General features: G+C 41.9%; 22 protein-coding genes. 10 read left to right on the plus strand and 12 right to left on the minus strand.

Annotation, left to right across the window (positions count from 1 at the left end; genetic code table 11):
- Position 1: 1 nt before the first annotated feature.
- The 12 genes from U5J89_RS08060 to U5J89_RS08115 form a co-directional block, all read right to left on the minus strand.
- Positions 2-655: a phosphatidylserine decarboxylase family protein gene (locus U5J89_RS08060; protein ID WP_322575097.1), complete on the minus strand. Its 654-nt coding sequence runs from the start codon at positions 653-655 to the stop codon at positions 2-4.
- Between the two features lie 16 nt (positions 656-671).
- Positions 672-2,015 (minus strand): RIP metalloprotease RseP, encoded by a 1,344-nt coding sequence (gene rseP / locus U5J89_RS08065; RefSeq protein WP_322575098.1) that lies wholly within the window; start codon positions 2,013-2,015, stop codon positions 672-674.
- Positions 2,016-2,030: 15 nt separating this feature from the next.
- Entirely contained in the window at positions 2,031-3,176 is a 1,146-nt protein-coding gene (locus U5J89_RS08070; protein WP_322575099.1) for a 1-deoxy-D-xylulose-5-phosphate reductoisomerase, read from the minus strand.
- 84 nt (positions 3,177-3,260) lie between these two features.
- A complete protein-coding gene (locus tag U5J89_RS08075) occupies positions 3,261-4,160 on the minus strand; it encodes a histone deacetylase (RefSeq protein ID WP_322575100.1) in 900 nt (299 codons plus the stop codon).
- A gap of 13 nt (positions 4,161-4,173) precedes the next feature.
- A complete protein-coding gene (gene pgeF, locus U5J89_RS08080; RefSeq protein WP_322575101.1) occupies positions 4,174-4,938 on the minus strand; it encodes a peptidoglycan editing factor PgeF in 765 nt (254 codons plus the stop codon).
- A complete protein-coding gene (locus U5J89_RS08085) occupies positions 4,919-5,779 on the minus strand; it encodes a shikimate dehydrogenase (RefSeq protein WP_322575102.1) in 861 nt (286 codons plus the stop codon). Before U5J89_RS08085 ends, pgeF begins: the two co-directional genes overlap by 20 nt.
- Before the next feature lie 68 nt (positions 5,780-5,847).
- Positions 5,848-6,363: an SRPBCC family protein gene (locus U5J89_RS08090; protein WP_322575103.1), complete on the minus strand. Its 516-nt coding sequence runs from the start codon at positions 6,361-6,363 to the stop codon at positions 5,848-5,850.
- 276 nt (positions 6,364-6,639) lie between these two features.
- A complete protein-coding gene (gene tmk, locus U5J89_RS08095; RefSeq protein ID WP_322575104.1) occupies positions 6,640-7,245 on the minus strand; it encodes a dTMP kinase in 606 nt (201 codons plus the stop codon).
- A 104-nt stretch (positions 7,246-7,349) separates the two neighbouring features.
- Positions 7,350-8,057: a PspC domain-containing protein gene (locus tag U5J89_RS08100; protein ID WP_322575105.1), complete on the minus strand. Its 708-nt coding sequence runs from the start codon at positions 8,055-8,057 to the stop codon at positions 7,350-7,352.
- Between the two features lie 79 nt (positions 8,058-8,136).
- Positions 8,137-8,712, minus strand: coding sequence for a 5-formyltetrahydrofolate cyclo-ligase (locus U5J89_RS08105; protein WP_322575106.1), 576 nt, complete (start codon positions 8,710-8,712; stop codon positions 8,137-8,139).
- 2 nt (positions 8,713-8,714) lie between these two features.
- Positions 8,715-10,331, minus strand: coding sequence for a bacillithiol biosynthesis cysteine-adding enzyme BshC (gene bshC / locus U5J89_RS08110; RefSeq protein WP_322575107.1), 1,617 nt, complete (start codon positions 10,329-10,331; stop codon positions 8,715-8,717).
- Positions 10,332-10,336: 5 nt separating this feature from the next.
- Positions 10,337-10,909, minus strand: a complete 573-nt coding sequence (locus tag U5J89_RS08115) for a bifunctional nuclease family protein (RefSeq protein ID WP_322575108.1) — start codon at positions 10,907-10,909, stop codon at positions 10,337-10,339.
- A 155-nt stretch (positions 10,910-11,064) separates the two neighbouring features.
- Between U5J89_RS08115 and U5J89_RS08120 the strand changes: the two genes are divergently transcribed.
- The 10 genes from U5J89_RS08120 to mtaB all read left to right on the plus strand — a co-directional run bounded on the left by U5J89_RS08120 (position 11,065) and on the right by mtaB (position 20,562).
- Entirely contained in the window at positions 11,065-11,439 is a 375-nt protein-coding gene (locus U5J89_RS08120; RefSeq protein ID WP_322575109.1) for an Mth938-like domain-containing protein, read from the plus strand.
- Positions 11,440-11,614: 175 nt separating this feature from the next.
- Complete coding sequence (locus U5J89_RS08125; RefSeq protein WP_322575110.1) at positions 11,615-11,992, plus strand: NADH-quinone oxidoreductase subunit A; 378 nt, start codon at positions 11,615-11,617, stop codon at positions 11,990-11,992.
- Between the two features lie 21 nt (positions 11,993-12,013).
- A complete protein-coding gene (locus U5J89_RS08130; protein WP_322575111.1) occupies positions 12,014-12,496 on the plus strand; it encodes an NADH-quinone oxidoreductase subunit NuoB in 483 nt (160 codons plus the stop codon).
- 1 nt (position 12,497) lies between these two features.
- Positions 12,498-13,010, plus strand: a complete 513-nt coding sequence (locus U5J89_RS08135; protein ID WP_322575112.1) for an NADH-quinone oxidoreductase subunit C — start codon at positions 12,498-12,500, stop codon at positions 13,008-13,010.
- Between the two features lie 8 nt (positions 13,011-13,018).
- Positions 13,019-14,308, plus strand: coding sequence for an NADH dehydrogenase (quinone) subunit D (nuoD, locus tag U5J89_RS08140; protein WP_322575113.1), 1,290 nt, complete (start codon positions 13,019-13,021; stop codon positions 14,306-14,308).
- A gap of 57 nt (positions 14,309-14,365) precedes the next feature.
- Positions 14,366-14,917 carry an NAD(P)H-dependent oxidoreductase subunit E gene (locus U5J89_RS08145; RefSeq protein WP_322575114.1) on the plus strand — a complete coding sequence of 184 codons (552 nt, stop codon included), beginning with the start codon at positions 14,366-14,368 and terminating at the stop codon, positions 14,915-14,917.
- Positions 14,917-16,206 carry an NADH-quinone oxidoreductase subunit NuoF gene (gene nuoF / locus U5J89_RS08150; protein ID WP_322575115.1) on the plus strand — a complete coding sequence of 430 codons (1,290 nt, stop codon included), beginning with the start codon at positions 14,917-14,919 and terminating at the stop codon, positions 16,204-16,206. The genes U5J89_RS08145 and nuoF overlap by 1 nt, the downstream gene beginning before the upstream one ends.
- 73 nt (positions 16,207-16,279) lie before the next feature.
- Positions 16,280-18,019 carry a molybdopterin-dependent oxidoreductase gene (locus tag U5J89_RS08155; protein ID WP_322575116.1) on the plus strand — a complete coding sequence of 580 codons (1,740 nt, stop codon included), beginning with the start codon at positions 16,280-16,282 and terminating at the stop codon, positions 18,017-18,019.
- Between the two features lie 13 nt (positions 18,020-18,032).
- The gene (gene nuoH, locus U5J89_RS08160) at positions 18,033-19,043 is read left to right on the plus strand and encodes an NADH-quinone oxidoreductase subunit NuoH (protein WP_322575117.1); all 1,011 of its coding nucleotides are present in this window, start codon (positions 18,033-18,035) and stop codon (positions 19,041-19,043) included.
- Between the two features lie 184 nt (positions 19,044-19,227).
- Positions 19,228-20,562: a tRNA (N(6)-L-threonylcarbamoyladenosine(37)-C(2))-methylthiotransferase MtaB gene (gene mtaB / locus U5J89_RS08165; protein ID WP_322575118.1), complete on the plus strand. Its 1,335-nt coding sequence runs from the start codon at positions 19,228-19,230 to the stop codon at positions 20,560-20,562.
- Positions 20,563-20,568: the final 6 nt, after the last annotated feature.

A 20,568-nucleotide genomic window follows, 5' to 3' on the forward strand; every position in this document is an offset into this window, starting at 1 on the left:
CTTATGGGTTGATAGTAGCTAAAATTGTTTTTCCCGCTACGGCTTTTTCTCCTTCAGAGACATTCACCTCGACCTCCGGCGGAACAAGTATATCCATTCTGGAACCAAACTTCATCATTCCAAATTTCTTTCCAACTTCGAGCTTATCCCCTTTATCGATGTGATAAACAATTCTTCGTGCCAGGAGTCCCGTAATTTGTCGAAAAAATATTTTTGTCCCTGATGGGTGTTTTACTCCAAAATCAGCTCGTTCATTCAATTCCGAAGCACGATGATCATAGGCTGCAAGAAACATCCCCGGCTCGTATTCAAGGTATTCAAGCGTTCCGGTAACCGGTATCCGGTTTACATGGACATCAAGAGGCGAAAGAAAAATACTTATCTGGGTAGCCGGACCTTTAATATATCGCTCTTCATCAACTTCCTTAATTTGAACGATTTTCCCATCAGCCGGAGAAATCACCACGTTATCACCTACGGTTATTTCCCGATCGGGATCACGGAAGAAGTACAGAATAAAAGCTATCAGCACTGCCATGGCCGTATACAACAGGTAGGCCGTCCAGTGGGGCTCGATATACCGAGCAATTCCACTTACGATAAGAGCAAATATTACGGTTACGAATATAGTTGTATATCCCTCGCGTGCAAACATATATTGATATATTTAATTAGCCGAACTGCCGCAGAATATCGTTGAAGGTAACAAAAATAAACAGAGCTATAATCAGCAAAAAGCCAATTTGCTGGAGTGCCATTCGAACTTTGGGTGATGGTTCGCGCCGGGTAATTCCTTCATAGATTAAAAACATAAGGTGTCCGCCATCAAGCACAGGAATGGGCAAAATATTCATAATTGCCAGCGTAATACTCAAAAAGGCCGTAATATTCCAGAAGCCAATAAAACCGCCAGCATCAGTCGCCTGTTTGGTGACATTGGCAATAGCCACGGGCCCACCTAAATTATCTCGGACCGAGATCTCACCTGAAAACATCTTACTGAACCCTCCCATAATTCCCGAAACGGTTTCATTCGTTCTCTGAAGGCCAAAATCCATTGACTCTAAAAGACCATACTGAAAACGCTCAACTGCAAAATACTCCTCTGGATCCGGGTTAAATCCAATTCCTAACTTATTGTCTTCGTTAGGCATTAAAGTAAACTCATGAGTAGTTCCACTACGGTTAACAGTTACCGTTATACTATCTGTAGAGCTGGTAATTCGTGAAATTAATTCCTGTAAATATCCTACTTGCTCACCGTTAATTGCTGTAATAAGATCGCCCTGCTGAATACCTGCCCGATCGGCTGGCTCTCCTGGCTGCACCTGGGTTATTGGCACGCTGGGCATGGCATTATTGAGGGTTACTAATCCCTGTTTTCCTATCTCATCAAGCAAGCTATCAGCTACAGGAATGGTAACTTGCTTCCCATTTCTCATTACCATATAACTTAGCGATGATGCCATCATTCTATTTGGAGAAAACAGATCCTGAAAATAGGGTACTTCCTCCCCATTTACTCCTATTAGTTTATCTCCGGATTGAAATCCCACTTGGGCTGCCAGGGAATTTTCTGCTACATAAATGCTATCTACGCTGTCGAGCTTAACCTTCGTTTCGCCATTCGAAAAAGCCAATCCCGCATAAATAGCAACAGCCAAAATCATATTAAAGATAACGCCTGCAGTAATTACAATTATCCGCTGCCACACCGGCTTACTGCGGTATTCCCAAGGCTTAGGCTCCTCGTCCAGATAATCATCATCCATACTTTCATCAATCATCCCCGAAATCTTCACATAGCCACCCAACGGAGTAGCACCAATACAGTAATCGGTTTCACCTTTTTGAAAGCCCCAAATACGAGGAGGAAATCCGAGTGAAAAGCGCTCCACCCGCATCCCAAATAATTTTGCCGCTAAAAAGTGCCCCAACTCATGAAAAAACACCAAAATTAGAAGAGCTGCGGCAAAAATTCCCAGCGTTGACAATAAACTTACAATCCATTCCATGAAACAAGATAATTCTTAAATAGTTAGTGCCAGTTTTCTGGTTCGTTGATCTATATTTTTCAATGATTCTAACGTAACTGAACCCGAATTATTTAATTGATCCAAACACGATTCAACAACTTTCGGAATATCAATATACGTAATTTCTTCGTTTAGAAAGCGCTCAACCGCTATCTCATTGGCCGCATTCAAAATAGCCGGTGCCAACCCACCTTCTTCAATTGCTTCAAAAGCTAAACGTAAGCAGGGAAAGCGATCATAATCAACCGGTTCGAACGTCAAATCAAAAGCCGACTGCCAATCCAATCGAGGCGCATCAAGTGTTGTACGCTCCGGATATGTCAGCGCGTACAAAATGGGTACCTGCATGGTGGGCGGCCCAAGCTGTGCTTTACTGGATCCATCCGTAAATGTAACTACCGAGTGAATTACGCTTTGGGGATGAACTACAGCTTCAATTTTGTCCAAAGGCATGTCGAACATCCAGTGTGCTTCTATTATCTCGAGCCCCTTATTCATCATCGTCGCCGAATCAATGGTAATTTTTGCTCCCATTGACCAGTTGGGATGATCAAGAGCATCATTCACTGTGATATCCTGCATCTGCTTTTTTGACCACGTGCGGAAGGGTCCGCCACTGGCCGTAATTACAAGCTTCTCTATTTTATCAAGCGGTTCTCCCACCAAGCACTGTAACATTGCACTGTGTTCAGAATCTACCGGAATGAGCTGGCTCCTGTCATCTTTAACAAGCTCGTTGATGATTTCTCCGCCAACAACCAATGACTCTTTATTGGCCAATGCGACTTTCTTACCCGCCTTGAGGGCCTCAATCGTAGGCTCAAAACCCGAATATCCCACTAAGCTATTTAGAATCACATCGGCACCATCCAGGGTAGCAAGTTCCAGCAACTGCTCATTCCCAACCAACAATTCTGTCCCTGAGGGTAATTTTTTATTTAGCAGATCTGCATATTGCTGATTGGCTACCAACGCATATTGGGGATGAAATTCCTGGGCCTGCTCCAACAGCTTTTGCCAGCTATTGTTACAGCTAATACCCAAGACATTAAAACGATCGGGATGTTCCCGAACTATTTGCAATGCCTGTTCACCGATTGAACCGGTGGAACCCAATATGACAATATTTTTCTGTTTCAAAAGCAGTAATTCAGTTTCAAAATAGCTCTGAAGATAGATAAAATGAGGTAGAACTCAGAATCATTTATCAAACAAAAAGTCTACCTAATACTCCATTTCTTTGGCCATTTTGTACATCAACGCATGGGCCAAAACAGTTTCTTTCAGTGTGGGCGCGTATCCTCCCGAAAGCAGTAAAACAAGAGGCAGATCCTGCCCTACCACTTTTTGAATTACTATCCTGTCGCGCCGTTGCAGTCCTTTCTTCGTTAATGACAATCGCCCGAAATGATCGGTTTCCAGAGGATCAATTCCACCCAAATAAAATACCAAATCAGGATTAAAATCGTCAAAAATTGTATCCAGGGCATCACCCAACGTCTTCAAGTATTGGTCGTCTTTAGTGTTATCGGCTAAGCCAATATCAAGCGTGGAGGGTGGCTTTTTAAAGGGATAGTTCTTTTCGCCGTGTAGAGAAAAGGTATACACGTGGGGATTATTTTTAAAAATAGCGGCCGTTCCATTTCCCTGGTGCACATCACAATCAATAACTAAAATATTTTTTGCCCACATCGATTGCTGTAACACCTTGATCGCTACGGCAACATCGTTAAAAACACAGAATCCTTCTCCAAAATCAGCCATTGCATGATGGGTTCCACCGGCCAGATTTCCTGCTATACCATCCTGTAAAGCCATAATCGCTGCATTAATTGTACCCTGTACCGCCAATCGTGATCTGATTGCCAATCGTTTTGACCATGGCAAGCCCAAACGCCGCAGCTTCTTTTTGTTAAGATTACCGTCCATAATTCCATTTGCATAATCCCGGGTGTGCACCATTTGTAAATTGGCCATATCCACCATCGACGGTGCTACAACATCAGAGGAAGCAATAATATTCTCTTCCACCAGATATCGATGCAATCCCTTAAACTTTTTCATGGGAAATATATGCTCATCAGGAATAGGTGCATAATATCCCGGCGCGTAAGAAACTCTCACGGTATTCAGCTGCTCATTCTGTGATTTGGATTAGTGCTAACATCCGTCCGCTCTTATTAGCTTCTCTGCGATAAGAATAAAATTTATCTGCTTCGCTGATGGTACATTCCTCTCGTAATTCTATCTGATTATCGGATATACCATGATTCACAAGCTGGTGCTTAATAAAGTTCTTTAAATCGACATGGGGCTTTTCAAAGTCGGTATAATTCACAAACTGATCGGGAAACTGTTCCGCAACTTCCATCCCAACTTCAAAATTCTTTATCGAAATACAGGGTCCAACAAATGCCTTTATTTTTGATGGATCTGCTCCCTGTGCTTTCATCTTTTGGATTCCATTGGTAATAATATCTCCAACAGCTCCCCGCCAACCGGCATGCAGCGCTGCTATCACCTTATTTTTGGCATCCCACAACAATACCGCAGCACAATCGGCCACCTGGATGGCAAGCGTTAAGCCCGGCACTTTTGTAACCAATCCATCTGTTGAAGGATATGTCCCTCCTTCAGTAACAAATTGAACTCTATTGCTATGCACTTGATCAGCGTATGCCACCCAATCGGAATCTATATTTAAACTATTGAGTAAAGCTAATCTATTTTGGGCAACCTGTTCCTTTTTCTCTGAGGTATTAAAACCCATATTCAATCCTGCAATGGCTTGACCAGGACGCTGGAACTCCGGGTTTTTGAGTGTAAACCAAGCTCGTATATCTTTATCCTCTTGTGAAATCTGAGGAACAATAACAGAAAATTCAGTTTTCAAGTTTTCCATAAAGGGTATCTCGTACAATATTAACGGGAAACGGATGACCGGTCCACAATTTAAAGGATTTACTGCCCTGCTGGATTAACATCTCCAATCCATCAATCGTTTGGGCTCCGACTTTTAAAGCTTGTTTTAAGAATTTAGTTTCAACAGGATTATATACAATATCATAACATATTTTTGCCTCAAGATATTGTTTCTCCTGATCACGAATCGGTGATGAATTAATTTTGGGATGCATTCCCAAGGGAGTAGCATTTACAATCAGCAATGCCTCCTCTGCAAATGAGGTCCAGTTATCATAAGATACAATTTGAACTTGGCGATTATCACGGTATGAAGTAATCCGACTTGGTGTACGTGATACTAAAAATAATTCCTCCATGCCCATTTCAGCTAATCCATACACAATGGCACGAGCTGCTCCTCCCGTTCCAAAAATTACAGCCGATGCCCCATTCAGCTCATATTCATATGGTTGCAGGGGCTCTATAAACCCGGCATAGTCCGTATTATATCCCTCTAGCTGATATTCATTTTTAACAATCGTATTAATTGCACCAATTTCTCGAGCTGAAATGTCGATATTATCCATATAATCTGCGATCGACTGCTTGTAGGGAATAGTAACGTTGGCCCCCAAAAAGAGATCACTATTTAAAAAAGAAGCTAAATCAGTAAGCTCATCATTTTGAACATCTATTGCATGATACTCTGCCTCAATATCATAGTGCTGCAAAGCAATATTATGCATTAAGGGAGACCAACTATGCTCTACCGGGTGTCCAAGGAGCAAATAATGAGGCCGATCACTTTCGGAACTCTGTACAAATTGAGAAAGGGTCATACATTTCACAGACAAAAAAAATGCGCACTTCACAGTGCGCATTTAAAAGTTTTAAAATATGCTATTAATTATTCTGCTGCTTCTTCTTCAGCTTCTGCTTTAGCCTCAGCTTCTGCTTCCTCTTCTTCAATTTTTGCAAGGGTATCATCAGCCTTTTGCTTAAAAGTACCATCTTCAGCTTCATCCTTAAAGCGCTGGAGATCTTTTTTTATTTGAGCAGGCAGTCCCTTAATAAATTTGGCTAACTCTTCGCCCGGCTCGCCATAGAATGTTCGGTAATCGAGGCTGAAATCGACACGTGTACGTTCTCCATTATCCAGTGGTGTAAAACGAATCGTTCCGGTTTGGTTTAGATTACCATTGATAGTAATCCAAGCAAAACGAGTGTTTCGTAAATCATCAATGATATTGGTTGTCCATTCGAAATTTTCGCCACCAAGTGTTGTGGAATATTCAAATGTCTGAGAATTTATCTTGTTGACTTTTTCAATTCGTTCAAAGAAGTGAGGAAAGTAAGTGGGATCACTTAAGTATTCATAGACTTTGGCTAGAGGCAGGTCAACTTCAATTCTTTCGTGCGCCATAATTTATACTTCAGAGTTGGTTAAAATTAAAAATTGAAAGATAATCTAAGGAGATTTTCAATTTTGTAGTAAGGTTAATCCACAATGCGATAAAGATAAACATTTTATCTGTTTTCAGCAATAAGTTTCGCACTTAAGTTTGAATCGCAATTTTTATCAGAGATTATATTTTCTGCATTGAGAGTCCCCATCCCCAAATTATTACTCATATAAGATATACATTTAGATAATATCTCTCCTCACCGCCAAATATAAAATCCTTAACAGAATTGCTGCCTAATATTCGTACCTTTTTTTAATATGTTTCCAAATTCGCTTATGTACTTTGGAAACGGGTTCTGTTGCGTCAACTGTAAAAAAACGATCTTCACGATCCGCTAATTTATTATATCCGGCAATCACCTTTTCAAAAAACTCGTCTCCAGACAGCTCCATTCTATCCTTTATTTTTGCCATTCTTTGCTTGGCATCAGTTAATGATAATTTCATGTAAATAGTTACATCCGGCTTTCTTTTATGGCTGGCAATGGTATTAAGGTTATGAATCTCCTGAAGGGAAACTGATTCTCTTCCATATCCCTGATAGGCCGTTGTTGAATCAAAAAAACGATCTAAAATAACAACTTTTCCTTCTTTGAGACCTGGCAAAACATTTTCTGCCATCAATTGAGAACGTGCTGCAGAAAACAACAGAAGCTCTGTTACGGAATTAATTTCAAAATCGGGATTAAGTAATATCTCCCTGATCTGTTCCGAAACTACCGGACCACCGGGATCTCTGTACACATCAACGAGCGCTCCTTTCTCTTCAAGGCGGTTCCGTAGTTTTTCTATCTGGGTAGATTTGCCACTTCCATCAATCCCTTCAAAGGTTATAAACACGTCATCTCATTTTATATTCAAATAAAATTGTTTTCTAAATATAAGAATCATCTAAGATTCAACGAACTTGTTTTATAAATGAAGTATTTATTCCTACAGAAATGCTAAAATTCGAAGTCATCCATCATTTCGGGAGGCTCTTTGTCCAACGCTATAGCGAGAGCAATATAGATAAGCAGTGAAGTTCCACCACCTGCAAATAACGTGATAATAAATAATGCTCGTATCACTCCGGCACTAATTCCAAAGTATTTTCCCAATCCACCACAAACGCCCGCTATCTTTTTATTCGTTCGGGATTTATACAGCTTTTTGGTCTGCTTGAAAGCATAACTATCAAATTGCGACTTACTATCCGAAGAGGAACTTTTCTTCTTATTCTTGCTCTTGCTTTTTGAACCCAAATCATTATTCAAGGTAAAGTCTTCTTCGGTATCTTGACTTTCTGACTGCCCAAAGTCATAATCGAAATCATAACTTTTAGAAGATTGATTCTTCTTGGACTTCTTTTTGTCTCCCACAAAATATCCAAATCCAACCATTGTGACGATAACTCCCCCTATGAGCGGCAACATTTCAATAAGTCCGGAAACATCAGGGCCGATTGACAATCCTAATGTTTGAATAATAAAGATGATCCCTACGAAGAACATCGCAATACCTGCAATTGTTGAGAAATTCCAGATATTCGTGTTTGACTTCTTCTCATCTTCGAGAAACTCATGCATCGTGGCCTGAAGTTCATGAGCCTCAAAGTCCAGTAAAGAATCAGAATGCTGTTGCTTGGTCCGCTGTTTCATATAATCTGCCATAAGTTAATGCCCATTTTTATCTTGTTAACAGCAAGTATTACGTATAAATATAGGCTGTGTTACACTATAAGCAAGCTAATTATTCTGTAGTCAATATACGCTTTTCGGTAATAATTTTATCCAACGATATATCATAATGCTCAGTTGGTAGCTGTTCTACAATAGTACAATCAAAAGACAGTCCTATTTTGGGACATCGAACATCTTTTAAAAAGCGATCATAGAATCCTTCTCCATATCCAATGCGGTTACACTGCTCATCTCCTCCTACCATGGGGACGATCACAAGATCAATTTCTTCCGGAGCAACCTCCTCCCCTTTCGCTGGTTCCATGACGCCCCATCGGTTTTCTTTGAGATCGGAAAATGATTTTAACAGGAGGTGTGTAAGAGTTCTACTTTGAAAATCTGTCACCGGTACTACAACGTCCCGACCTCTCGCAATCATTTCTTTAATGAGTACACGCGTTTCAACCTCTCGGCGCTCATTCATCGACACATAGCTATGGATTGTACCAGCATCTCGGAACTCTTTCTGCTCTTTCAACTCTTCAATGATATCCGCAGAAGCACCATAGAATGCAGGTGCGGCAATAGATTTTCGTTGTTCTAATAACTGCCGCCGTAACTCTTCTTTCTTTTGATTGATATCCAAAACTATAGATAAACTAATTTATGATGATCAAACTCCTCATCTGGGTCAAGACTATTCAAAAGTTTATCCCAGATATCAATACCGTATTTATTCATAAAAAATATTCCGGCTACTGTTCGCTCTTGTAGACCATCTCCCGGAAACAGATTAGCTTTGATTCTTCGAATTCGATCTAACTGTGTTTGGTCCTGCTTTTTAACTGAGCGGTAAACTTTACCCTTTAATTTATTCAACTCATTTATATAGACAGACGTTGCTTTTTCAGCTGACGCCTCTAGTGTAGAATCTATATCCGCGATATCTTTCTTTTTGTCATCTGATATCTCCTCAACCCGAGCTTGCCACTCTTCAAATATAGCTTCAATATCATACTGATCAGTCCTGTCGACATAATCGGATTCCAGATCTTCAATCCGTTTACCATATTCATGAAATTCAAACGGAAGTTCTCCAATAATACGATCAATGGCCGGTTCAACCAACGTGGCACTCATCCGGGGAAAGATAATTGGCATATCCATATCAAAACATCGATACATGCCTTTCATTTGTCCGTAATATGCTGCTTCCCCCGGACCTGCAACGTAGCCGATCGTCGGTAACAGGGCATCCTGTAAAATGGGTCGTAAAAATACATTGGGAGAAAAGCGATCAGGATGAGCCTCAATTTCATCCACAAGTTGAGCTGTACTCCACTCAATACTTCCATCGGTTTTCCAGCTATTTCCATTGCGACTTATCTTTGTGCGGCCGGTTTTATCACCAAGATAGAAAAGGTTAGAATCATAGAGGGTAACTTGCTGATGATAATCCTCAGCAAGATCCGCACTTTTCTTTTCGAGCTGATCTCGAATCTTATCCGCTTTATCAATAGATGCTTTAAGATATTGGCCCGTAGCGGCTTTGACATCCGGATGATTGCTGCCGGCCAATACCAAGCCGTGCTTCGAAAATAGTCGACTTATAAATAGTCCAAATGCTTTATAAAATGAGTGCCCTTTTTTAAAAGATTCATCCAGCAACTCCCAGAGATCATTTGAAAAATCAGTATCATATAAAGACTCCTTAAGCTGATCTCGCATGTCCGACAATTCATCGGGAAGTGATAAATCGGCAACGGTAGGTAGATGGTTATTTTTGGGCGGAAGAGAAAAGGTTTTGGATTCATCCTCCTCAATAATGGTGAGCTTGCGAACCTCATCATAATCGTGATCCTCATCAGCAAGCCAAAACACAGGAATAACCGGACGATCGAATTCTTTTTCGAGCTTATTGGCGATATGAATAGTGCTTATTGTTTTTAACACCGTATATAGCGGCCCACCATACACTCCCAACTGTTGACCGGTAACAACAGCCAATGCATTTTCTTTTTCGAGGCGCTCAATATTACGGATTGCCGCCTCATGGACATCAAACTGCTTATTTAAGGCAGATAAAATGGAAGCAGCCTGCTCCCTATTACCCTGAAAGGCAAAATTATCTATTTTTTGTGAAATAGCTTCCCGATCAAATGGATCAGCCTCAAAAAACTTACTTACCTCATCAAAGCTGTGAACATAAGTTTTAAAAAGCTTCGAAAATGGAAGATCCTCAAAAGAGTAATTGGTTACCTGCAATGACCCTATCCTTTAAGTTTTTGGATTTCGTCCCGAAGCCGAGCAGCTTTTTCATAGTTTTCAGTATCAATAGCCGTTTGTAGCTCGTTTTCAAGGCGTTCTAACTTGCTCATCTCTTTGGGCTGATCCTGAGATTGCGAACTGGTCGTTAAATCTCCGCTTGATTCCCCCTCTGAGACAATGCCGGCTTCTTCTAAGATTTCACTTGCCACATATATTGAAGCATCAAAACGAACAGCCAAGGCAATAGCATCACTGGGACGTGCATCCTGCTCCATCTTCTGACCATTATCTTCGTAAATAATTTTTGCAAAGAACGTACCTTCACTTAAATCATTTATAAAAACCTGTTGCACATTCGACCCAAAATTCTGGATCATATTTTTCAATAAATCATGCGTCATAGGGCGCGGGGGCTTAATATGTTCCAGCTCCAATGCAATGGCCTGAGCTTCAAACGTGCCAATAATGATAGGCAACCTTCGGTTACCGTCCACTTCATTTAAAATTAGCGCATATGCTCCACCGCTGCTTGGGCTTGTAGAAAGCCCTAATATGTCCATCTTGACTTTATCCAATGGTAAATCGTTTTCTTTTAATTATTAGTATTAAAAATATAGCAAGTAAATTTACTGATTTTTACGGTACCCGTAAACTTTAGAACCAGGTTTAATAAACGTATTTTTCGAGCTAAATGTTTGATAAAATGAAGATCAACTGATATTACTTTGTTATGGATACTAAAAAAGAATCTCCGAAAATAAATTCCATTAAATGGGGTAACATCAAAACAAGTGACGGAAGTATATACAAAGATGCAAAACTTTTCCCCGGTGGTTCGCGCGAGTGGGATTGGAATGAAACTGGTACCCATCATAATCCCGGCATTCAACCAGCTGATGTTGAAGAACTAATAACTAAAGGGGCACAGGCAATCGTCCTTTCCAAGGGATTTTATAAACGACTGGGAGTTTGTGAAGAAACAACTGATTTATTTAAAGAAAAAGGGGTAACATTTTATATATTAGAGACAGAAAAAGCCGTTAAAAAATACAACGATATTCGCAAAGAAATACCGGCAGGCGCGCTTATACATTCCACTTGCTAAGGTAGCTTGACCAAGGCTAAAGACCATCAACTATGTATACTCATTTTAAATAAGAAAGGTGCCCTGAAATTATATGTTTTCAAATCGAGATGTCCTATATTCTTTGCCTAAATTTCATTGACATTACGACCCATTGCCACTAATTTCCGACTGACCAAAATTAATCTACGAACCGATGTTTGAGAATTATTTACCAATTTTAATTATAGCTGGAGTTGCCGTTGTTCTGGCCATTGTTTTGATGAGTTTATCTCGTCTATTGGGACCGTTTCGTCCAAACAAAAATAAGCTCGATCCTTATGAAAGTGGTATGGACCCTGTTGGCGATGCGGCCGACCGCTACTCTATTGCTTTCTATTTGGTAGCAATGGAATTTATCGTATTCGATCTCGAAGTTGTATTTATCTATCCATGGGCAGTTAACTTTCTCGAATACGGTGTAGGAACGATTGTTGCCATGGTTGTATTTATTCTTATCCTCTTTGTAGGTCTGCTTTACACTATTAAAGTGGGCACACTCGATTGGGATGCGAAGCAAGGAATGTTTAATTAATCAAATTTAGCCTGTACACTTATGGGTATTGAAAGTTCACTCGGTGACGGTTTTCTCACCACAAAAGTTGATGCACTTACAAATTGGGCACGATCAAATGCTGCCTGGCCTATGCCAATGGGATTGGCCTGTTGCGCCATTGAGATGATGGCTTTTGCCGGCCCTAAATACGACGCTGCTCGTTTTGGTTCTGAGGTTATGCGGTTTTCACCGCGCCAGAGCGATGTTATGATTGTTGCAGGGTGGGTAAACTACAAAATGGCTCACGCCATTCGTCGTATCTGGGATCAGATGCCCGACCCAAAGTGGTGTATTGCCATGGGTGCTTGCGCCTCAACAGGTGGCATGCATCGTTGCTATGGCGTAGTACAGGGTTGTGACAATTTTCTACCGGTAGATGCTTATATCTCCGGCTGTCCGCCGCGTCCCGATGCCCTCTTGCATGCCCTTATGAAAATTCAAGATAAAATTCGTACCGAACACTCCGTAACGCTCGATACTTAATATGGATTTAGAATTATCTAAAACACTCCAAAATACGGTTGATAAGCTATCTGAGAAATTTGCGGATAGCTTTGTCAAAGTCTATCAATCCACGGGAGATACGTTTATTCTCGTAGAACCTAACAATATTGTAGATATATGCCGATATCTAAAAGAAGAGCTTCACTATATCTATCTAAACGATATCTTTGGCATTGACCGATTTACTTCAGAAGATCGCTTTGAGGTTGTTTATAATCTCGTTTCTTTACGAAACCGAGAAAAACTATTCTTAAAAGTGCGTCTTCCCGAAGAAGAACCCGTTATGGATTCCATTACCGATGTTTGGCAATCTGCCAGCTGGATGGAGCGTGAGGTTTATGATATGTTCGGCGTGAAGTTTAATAATCATCCAGACTTTCGTCGTATTTATATGCCCGAAGACTACGACTATTATCCATTGCGCAAAGAATTTCCACTGTTGGGCATTCCGGGCTCTATTGAACTGCCAAATTCAACGCCTGACACTGAGTAGCATTTATTATGAGTAAAACAAGACTTGTCGATCAGTTAGATTCAAAATTTTTTGAAGAGCATCAAAAAAAGCTCTATCAGGCTCTCGAGGATAAGCACACAACCATCGAGATGCTTGATGATGACCCGCTCAATACCAAGATGGTGCTCAATATGGGTCCTCAGCACCCTGCAACCCACGGAGTGCTGCGTCTCATCCTACAATTGAGAGGAGAGCTTATTGAAAAGGCAAAAGTCGATATCGGCTACCTGCACCGTGGAGTGGAAAAAATTGCAGAGAATAAAACCTATCAGGAGTTCATGCCCTATACCGATCGCATGGATTACCTCTCTCCTTACAGTAATAATGTGGCGCTCTGTACTGCTGTTGAAAAAATTGCAAATGTTGAAGTTCCCGAGCGAGCCCATTATATACGGATGATAGGATGTGAGTTGGCACGTATTTCTTCTCACCTTCTCTGGCTTGGTACCATGGTAATGGATGCCGGTGCGGTATCATTCTTTATCTGGACCTTCCGAGAGCGTGAAAAACTCTACGACATTTTTGACAACATTGGCGGTCATCGTTTTACTATTTCCCATGCTCGCATAGGTGGTGTGGCCAATGACCTTACTGATGATGCTCTTGCGATGATTAAGGATTTTGTTAATGAATTTCCGCAAGAGCTCAAGGATTTTCACGGACTGCTCGATCGAAACAAGATTTTCTTTGATAGAAACCGAGAAGTTGGCGTCCTAAAACCTGAAGATGCTTTAGAAATCGGGGCTACTGGCCCTACCCTTCGAGCATCGGGATACGCTTATGATCTTCGTGATTTCTCTCCCTATGCTCGTTATGATGAGGTGGATTTTGAAATTCCTACTCGTCTTGAGGGCGACAATCTCGCACGATATTATGTGCGTATGGAAGAGATGCACGAAAGTATTCGTATCATCCGTCAATGCCTCGATAAGCTACCAAAAGGTCCGGTAAGAACAGATAACGCCAAACAAGCCTATCCTTCCAAGGACGAGGTTTATTACTCGATGGAAGGGCTGATTCACGACTTTATGATGACGGATACCGGAATTTGTCCACCCGAAGGTGCTGAGGCTTATCATGCCGTTGAAGGGCCTAAAGGTGAACTTGGATATTACATCCAAAGCAATGGAACCGGACATCCCTGGCGATTAAAAATCAATTCTCCCTCATTTAAAAACTTGCAGGCTCTTGAGGATATGCTTGACGGAGAAATGGTCGCTGATACCGTTGTAATTATTGGTGGAGTGGATCCCGTATTGGGAGAAGCAGATAAATAGAACTAACGTAGTGGGAATTTGACTCCCATTTTTTGAAACATAATATAGCATAATTTAATGGCTGAATTGTCATTTACACAGGAAGAACTTGACGAAATAGAACGGCTTAAGGCTAAGTTTCCAACAGCCAAAGCTGCTACCCTTCGCGTTTTATGGGTTGCTCAGCAGAAGTATGGGCATGTAGAAGCGGAAGTACAAAACTTGGTTGCTGAAACATTGGGCGTTCCTAAATCTCATGTACACGGCGTAGCCAGTTTTTATACGCAGTACTACAAAGAAGAAAAAGGTAAATTTGTTCTGGATGTCTGTACATGTCTAAGTTGTCAACTTTGCGGAGGATATGAGATTTTACATCACCTCGAAGAAGAATTGGGTATCGAAGCAGGCGAAACAACTGACGACGGCATGTTTACTATCCAGGAAGTTGAATGCCTCGGTGCATGTGGATATGCACCCATGTTGCAGGTTACAAATGGCGTTTACGTCAATAACCTGACCAAAGAGAAGGTTAATACCCTGTTAGAGAATCTTAAAAACGGCAAAATGCCCGAGTTCGAATCAATGGGAATGCCGCAATTGGAAAAACGAAATCAAGCTGCCTCAAAATAATGGCTCAAGACTGGAAATCATACGAACCGCTGCTTATTCCTGATATTCCCAATCTGCAAAAGATTGATATATATGAGAAAAACGGTGGTTATGACGCTTTAAAGAAAATTTTTAATGATCGAGATACCTGGTCGCGAAATAGTGTTACTGAAGAGGTAAAACAAGCTAACATACGCGGCCGTGGCGGTGCTGGATTTAATGCCGGTCTCAAGTGGAGCTTTATGCCCGATCCCGATGGCGGTCCACGTTATTTAGCCGCCAATGGTGACGAATCTGAGCCGGGAACTTTCAAAGACCGTCAGATTTTTGAATATAATCCCCACCTTTTTATCGAAGGCGCTCTTATCGCAGCTTACGCAATGACTGTTGATACGATTTATGTATATATCCGAGGAGAGTATATTTCCTGGGTAGACATACTCCAGGGAGCTGTTGATGAGGCTTATGAAAAAGGATACCTCGGAGAAAATATTCTGGGCACTGATATATCTATTGAGATGGAATTGACTTACGGTGCCGGAGCCTATATTTGTGGCGAAGAAACAGCTATGCTTGAATCGCTTGAAGGAAAGCGGGGTTATCCTCGAACCAAACCCCCTTTCCCTGCTCAAAATGGCTTGTGGGGTCGTCCTACTACTATCAACAATATTGAAACGCTGGCTAATGTTCCGCTGGTGATCAATAACGGCGCTGACTGGTACAGTGATATTGGATCCGAAGAACATCCGGGACCCGTTCTTTATGGAATATCAGGACATGTTAATCAACCGGGCGTTTATGAATACCCGACCGGTGTTCCGGTTTTGGATTTGATTAATGATGTAGCAGGTGGAATACGCGGTGGCAAAGATCTTAAAGCGATCATTCCGGGTGGGTCTTCCACTCCTCCACTAAGAGCCGACCAGCTTGACGGCGTGACCATGAACTCTGATTCCCTGAAAGATGTCGGATCAATGATGGGTACCGCCGGCATGGTTGTCATGGATGAAGATACGGATATGGTAGAGGTACTTTGGAGAATTTCTCACTTCTACCACCATGAGTCATGCGGACAGTGTACCCCATGTAGAGACGGTACCGGATGGCTCGAAAAGGTCTTGAAGAAAATAAAAGACGGAGAAGGAGAAATGAAGGATCTTGACCTCCTTCTTGATGTTGGCAACCAAATGGAGGGACGAACGATATGCGCCCTTGCCGATGCCGCAGTATGGCCTGTGCGTCATACTATCAACCGTTTCAGAGACGAATTTGAAGAACGATGCAAGAAATCTGTTCACGCAGTTGCGTGATTTAAATAACAAATCACAAGTATCAAATTGCTTGGCCGTAATTTGTTTTGTGAATTGAAATTTACTAAAAATTATGCCAGAAGTATTTATAGACGGTAAACGTTACGAATATGATGAGGAAAAGGATGAAATGCTGCTCCAGTTCATTCTGGATCAGGGATTGGAAGTTCCTTTTTTCTGTTATCATCCATCCATGTCGATACCTGCCAACTGCCGGCAGTGTATGGTCAAAGTAGGAACACCTGTTAAAGATCGTGAAACAGGCGAATTCGAGCTCGATGAAAACGGAGAACGAAAAATTCGTTGGTTCCCTAAACCACAAACTTCCTGCTCTACTCCCTTGCAAGAAGGCATGGTGGTGCATACGCAAGAAACATCCGAAGATATTGCACGAGCACAAAAGGATAATCTTGAATTTATCCTTGTTAATCACCCGCTGGATTGCCCAATCTGTGATCAGGCCGGTGAATGCCCGCTACAAATTCAAACCTATAAATACGGACCTGAAGGGAGTCGCTTTGAAGTAAAAAAAGTGCACAAACCCAAGCATGTTGATTTAGGACCCCGCGTTACGCTTGATGCCGAACGCTGTATCAACTGTACGCGATGCGTGCGCTTTACCGAAGAAATCAGCGAAACACATCAACTTACTATAGTTCAACGGGGTGACGATAATTATCCTGCCACAGCTCCCGGCGAAGAATTTGACGATCCCTACTCTCTTAACACTGTTGATATTTGCCCTGTAGGAGCACTTACATCCACAGATTTTCGTTTTAAAGCTCGTGTTTGGGAGATGAATCAAACGCCCAGCATCGATATTACTAATGGTAAAGGATGTAATGTTGACTTATGGACACGGGATAATGAAGTGCTCCGTATTACTCCTCGACAAAATGAAGAGGTCAACGATTACTGGATGCCCGATGAGGGACGTAAAGCATATGAACAGTTTAACGAGAATCGTGTTGATCGACCCTCCATTAAACTTGATGGCGATAATCAATCCAATACTTCATGGAATAATGCCATCGAGACCTTTGCGGAGGTACTAGAAGCCAATGATCCGGGTGATATTGCTATTATCGGCAGTCCTCACGCATCGGTAGAAGAAAATTACGCTTTCAATAAGTTTTTTAACCTGTTGGGCGTGGAAAATGCGAAATTCACTCCGCATGTAATTCCCGGTGCAGGAGATGGTTTTCTGATTACTGATGACCAGGCTCCAAATACCAATGGATGCCGGGTTATAAAACTGGATGAGGAAGAAGATACATCCATTCAGTCTACCGTTGCAGCTGCTAAAGTAGTTATCATCTTATCAGATGACTTAGTTGGACGTGAAGTCCTCTCCCCCTCTGATATCGATGATCCTTATACCATTTCGCTGGCAACTAATCACAATAAAACTACCAAAGCTTCAGACTTGGTCATTCCCATAACGTGTGTTGCCGAACATGCAGCCAGTTATGTAAATGTGGATGGACGCATTCAACGCTCCTACCCTGCCAAAGAAACAAAGTACACAAATCGTCGACTCAATCTTGAGATGTCAGAAGGACGTCTGGACCGATTTGGTACAAACTTTGACAACTGGGTCAGCGAAGAAAACAAGGTGGATTGCCTACCGGTTTGGGATTTTCTCAATAAGTTGGCTGATCGTTTGGGGCTCGATTTCGAATATAATCATTCCCGAGAGATTTTCGCTGAGCTCAGTAGTTCAATAAATGAGCTTCAAAATATTACCTACGAGCGCATGGACGAAGAAAACGGCGTTCAACTACCGATCAAACAAAAAGAAGTAAAAGCTTAAATAAGACTTTTAAATGGAACCAGTAACAACAACGTCATATATCGTTTTAGGAGTTGCCCTATTCATGCTGCTTAACTCTGCAGCACTTGCTGTTTATGCCGAACGGCGTATTGCGGCTGCTATCCAAAATCGTATTGGACCAAATCGCGTAGGTCCATTTGGTCTCTTGCAACCTATCGCAGATGTTGTAAAACTCCTTCTCAAAGAAGATGTAACGCCGGCTCGTGGCTTTAAAACTATTCACGCCATAGCTCCCATGATTCCGGTTATTACCGCACTAATGACGGTCGCCGTAATACCTTTCGGAGATGGACTCTATGCCACAGATATTAATGCTGCTGTTTTATACCTGCTTGCTATCAACTCGCTTGGTGTATACGGAGTAACGCTGGGCGGTTGGGCTTCTAACAGCAAATATTCCTTATTGGGAGGATTGCGTGCCGCTGCACAAATGATTAGTTATGAGCTGCCAATGGGAATGGCCGTTGCCTCCTGTGTCCTTTTTGCGGGATCATTGAGCATGATTGATGTTGTCAACTCACAAGAAGTCTGGTGGAATATTATTCGCAATCCTATAGGAGCGATAATATTTATTGTAGCTGCTTTTGCCGAAGCAAACCGAACCCCTTTTGATTTGGTGGAAGCCGAACAGGAGCTGGTCGGTGGATTCCACACCGAATACAGCGGGATGAAATTTGGCATGTTCTTTCTTGCTGAATATATGCACGTGATGATTGGCAGCATGCTTATAACTACCTTTTTCTTTGGCGGTTATCATTTGCCCTTTGCAGGGTACTGGCTGCCGGAAATGAGTCCCCTGGCAAAATCGATACTGGATATTTCCGTCTTTACCCTTAAGACATTTTTCTGGGCATTTGTCTACATCTGGGTTCGCTGGACCATCCCCCGATTTAAGTATAACCAAGTTATGAAATTGGGATGGAAACGCATGCTTCCCATTAGCATCCTTAATTTCATTGTGTTAGCCATCATCATTTACGCATGGCATCATTACCTGGGATAAATTTAAATTTTTAGTCTAAAGGCATAAAACGTCATATTTATGCCTTTCTTTTTAGTACTAAGCCAAGAAAATAGTTTCCGAAACGAAATCCATTGTCGATATTTTTACAGTCATTCCGTATTTTTTGAGTTATCTTAATATGGATAAATAACTTATTCCAGAAGCTTCACTCATCTGCAAATACATGAAAACAGTTGCCTTTAAAACTCTTGGCTGTAAGCTGAATTACTCCGAAACGATGGCTATTCAGCGTGACTTTGAGCAAGAGGGGTATAATATCACCGATTTCGATAACGAAGCAGATATCTACGTTGTAAACACCTGTTCGGTGACCCAAAGTGCCAACAGTACTTGCCGGCGAACAGTGCGGCGTGCCCTTCGGCGAAATCCCGAGGCCTTTGTTGCGGTAATAGGATGTTATGCGCAGCTGGAACCTGAAGAAATTGCTGAAATTGACGGCGTTGATGCTGTTCTCGGAGCTAAAAACAAGTTCAAGCTGCTTGAACTTTTTGACGATTTCGAAAAACGATCCGAACCTATTGTCTATAATTCGGATGTAAATGAGGCGGTCGATTTCCATAACGCCTTTTCTGCCGATGACCGAACCCGGGCCTTTCTAAAAGTTCAGGACGGCTGTAGTTATAACTGCTCGTTTTGTACCATCCCGATGGCGCGTGGCGAAAGCCGCAGTCCAGAAGTCAATACTGTTGTTGAAAACGCGAAATTATTGGTTGAGGAAGGTTTTAAAGAAGTGGTAGTAACGGGAGTCAATGCCGGTGATTTCGGTCGCGGTACAGATGAAAATTTCTTTATGCTTCTGCAGGAACTGGATACCGTTGACGGGCTTGAACGCATCCGGTTTTCATCGGTGGAACCCAACCTGATGCACGAAGAGATCATCCACTTTACTGCCGAATCCGATAAAATACAGCCTCACTTTCATATGCCCCTGCAAAGCGGCAGCGATAAAATGTTGGGGCTCATGCGTCGTCGCTATCAATCTGATCTGTATCGACAACGAGTTGAACTTATTAAAAAATTAATGCCCGATGCCGCAATTGGAGTGGATGTAATTACAGGACATCCCGGAGAAACCGACGAGCTTTTTCAAGAGTCTTACGATTTTGTGAATAGTTTGCCCGTCTCCTATCTCCATGTGTTCACCTATTCCGAGCGCCCCAATACACATGCCTTAAATATTGAACCCCAAGTGCAGGACAGCGTGCGCAAAGAACGAACCCACAAAATGCGTCGGCTTTCCAAGAAAAAGCGATTTAATTTTGATACCTCTTTTACTGACGAAGTACGTCCGGTATTATTTGAGGGAGCAAATAAGAATGGAGCGATGCTGGGTTGGACGGACAATTACGTCCGCGTTGGCATCCCCTATAATCCGCAATACGAAAATAGAATTTTACCGGTAAGGCTGGGGGCACGAGCAAAAGAGGGCTACCTCATTGGAGAATTAACGGCCGAAGCTAAACAGGAACAGAAAGTAATAGCTGAACTTGTCGGATAATTAAAT

The sequence above is a fragment of the Fodinibius sp. genome (genome assembly GCF_034521915.1).
Taxonomy (GTDB): Bacteria; Bacteroidota; Rhodothermia; order Balneolales; family Balneolaceae; genus Fodinibius.

Bases quoted from the DNA above. Each gene is read 5' to 3' on its own strand.
- U5J89_RS08060 (WP_322575097.1), bottom strand. From the start codon at position 655: ATGTTTGCACGCGAGGGATATACAACTATATTCGTAACCGTAATATTT.
- rseP (WP_322575098.1), bottom strand. From the start codon at position 2,015: ATGGAATGGATTGTAAGTTTATTGTCAACGCTGGGAATTTTTGCCGCA.
- pgeF (WP_322575101.1), bottom strand. From the start codon at position 4,938: ATGGAAAACTTGAAAACTGAATTTTCTGTTATTGTTCCTCAGATTTCA.
- U5J89_RS08085 (WP_322575102.1), bottom strand. From the start codon at position 5,779: ATGACCCTTTCTCAATTTGTACAGAGTTCCGAAAGTGATCGGCCTCAT.
- U5J89_RS08090 (WP_322575103.1), bottom strand. From the start codon at position 6,363: ATGGCGCACGAAAGAATTGAAGTTGACCTGCCTCTAGCCAAAGTCTAT.
- U5J89_RS08100 (WP_322575105.1), bottom strand. From the start codon at position 8,057: ATGGCAGATTATATGAAACAGCGGACCAAGCAACAGCATTCTGATTCT.
- U5J89_RS08120 (WP_322575109.1), top strand. From the start codon at position 11,065: ATGGATACTAAAAAAGAATCTCCGAAAATAAATTCCATTAAATGGGGT.
- U5J89_RS08125 (WP_322575110.1), top strand. From the start codon at position 11,615: ATGTTTGAGAATTATTTACCAATTTTAATTATAGCTGGAGTTGCCGTT.
- U5J89_RS08130 (WP_322575111.1), top strand. From the start codon at position 12,014: ATGGGTATTGAAAGTTCACTCGGTGACGGTTTTCTCACCACAAAAGTT.
- U5J89_RS08135 (WP_322575112.1), top strand. From the start codon at position 12,498: ATGGATTTAGAATTATCTAAAACACTCCAAAATACGGTTGATAAGCTA.
- nuoD (WP_322575113.1), top strand. From the start codon at position 13,019: ATGAGTAAAACAAGACTTGTCGATCAGTTAGATTCAAAATTTTTTGAA.
- U5J89_RS08145 (WP_322575114.1), top strand. From the start codon at position 14,366: ATGGCTGAATTGTCATTTACACAGGAAGAACTTGACGAAATAGAACGG.
- nuoF (WP_322575115.1), top strand. From the start codon at position 14,917: ATGGCTCAAGACTGGAAATCATACGAACCGCTGCTTATTCCTGATATT.
- U5J89_RS08155 (WP_322575116.1), top strand. From the start codon at position 16,280: ATGCCAGAAGTATTTATAGACGGTAAACGTTACGAATATGATGAGGAA.
- nuoH (WP_322575117.1), top strand. From the start codon at position 18,033: ATGGAACCAGTAACAACAACGTCATATATCGTTTTAGGAGTTGCCCTA.
- mtaB (WP_322575118.1), top strand. From the start codon at position 19,228: ATGAAAACAGTTGCCTTTAAAACTCTTGGCTGTAAGCTGAATTACTCC.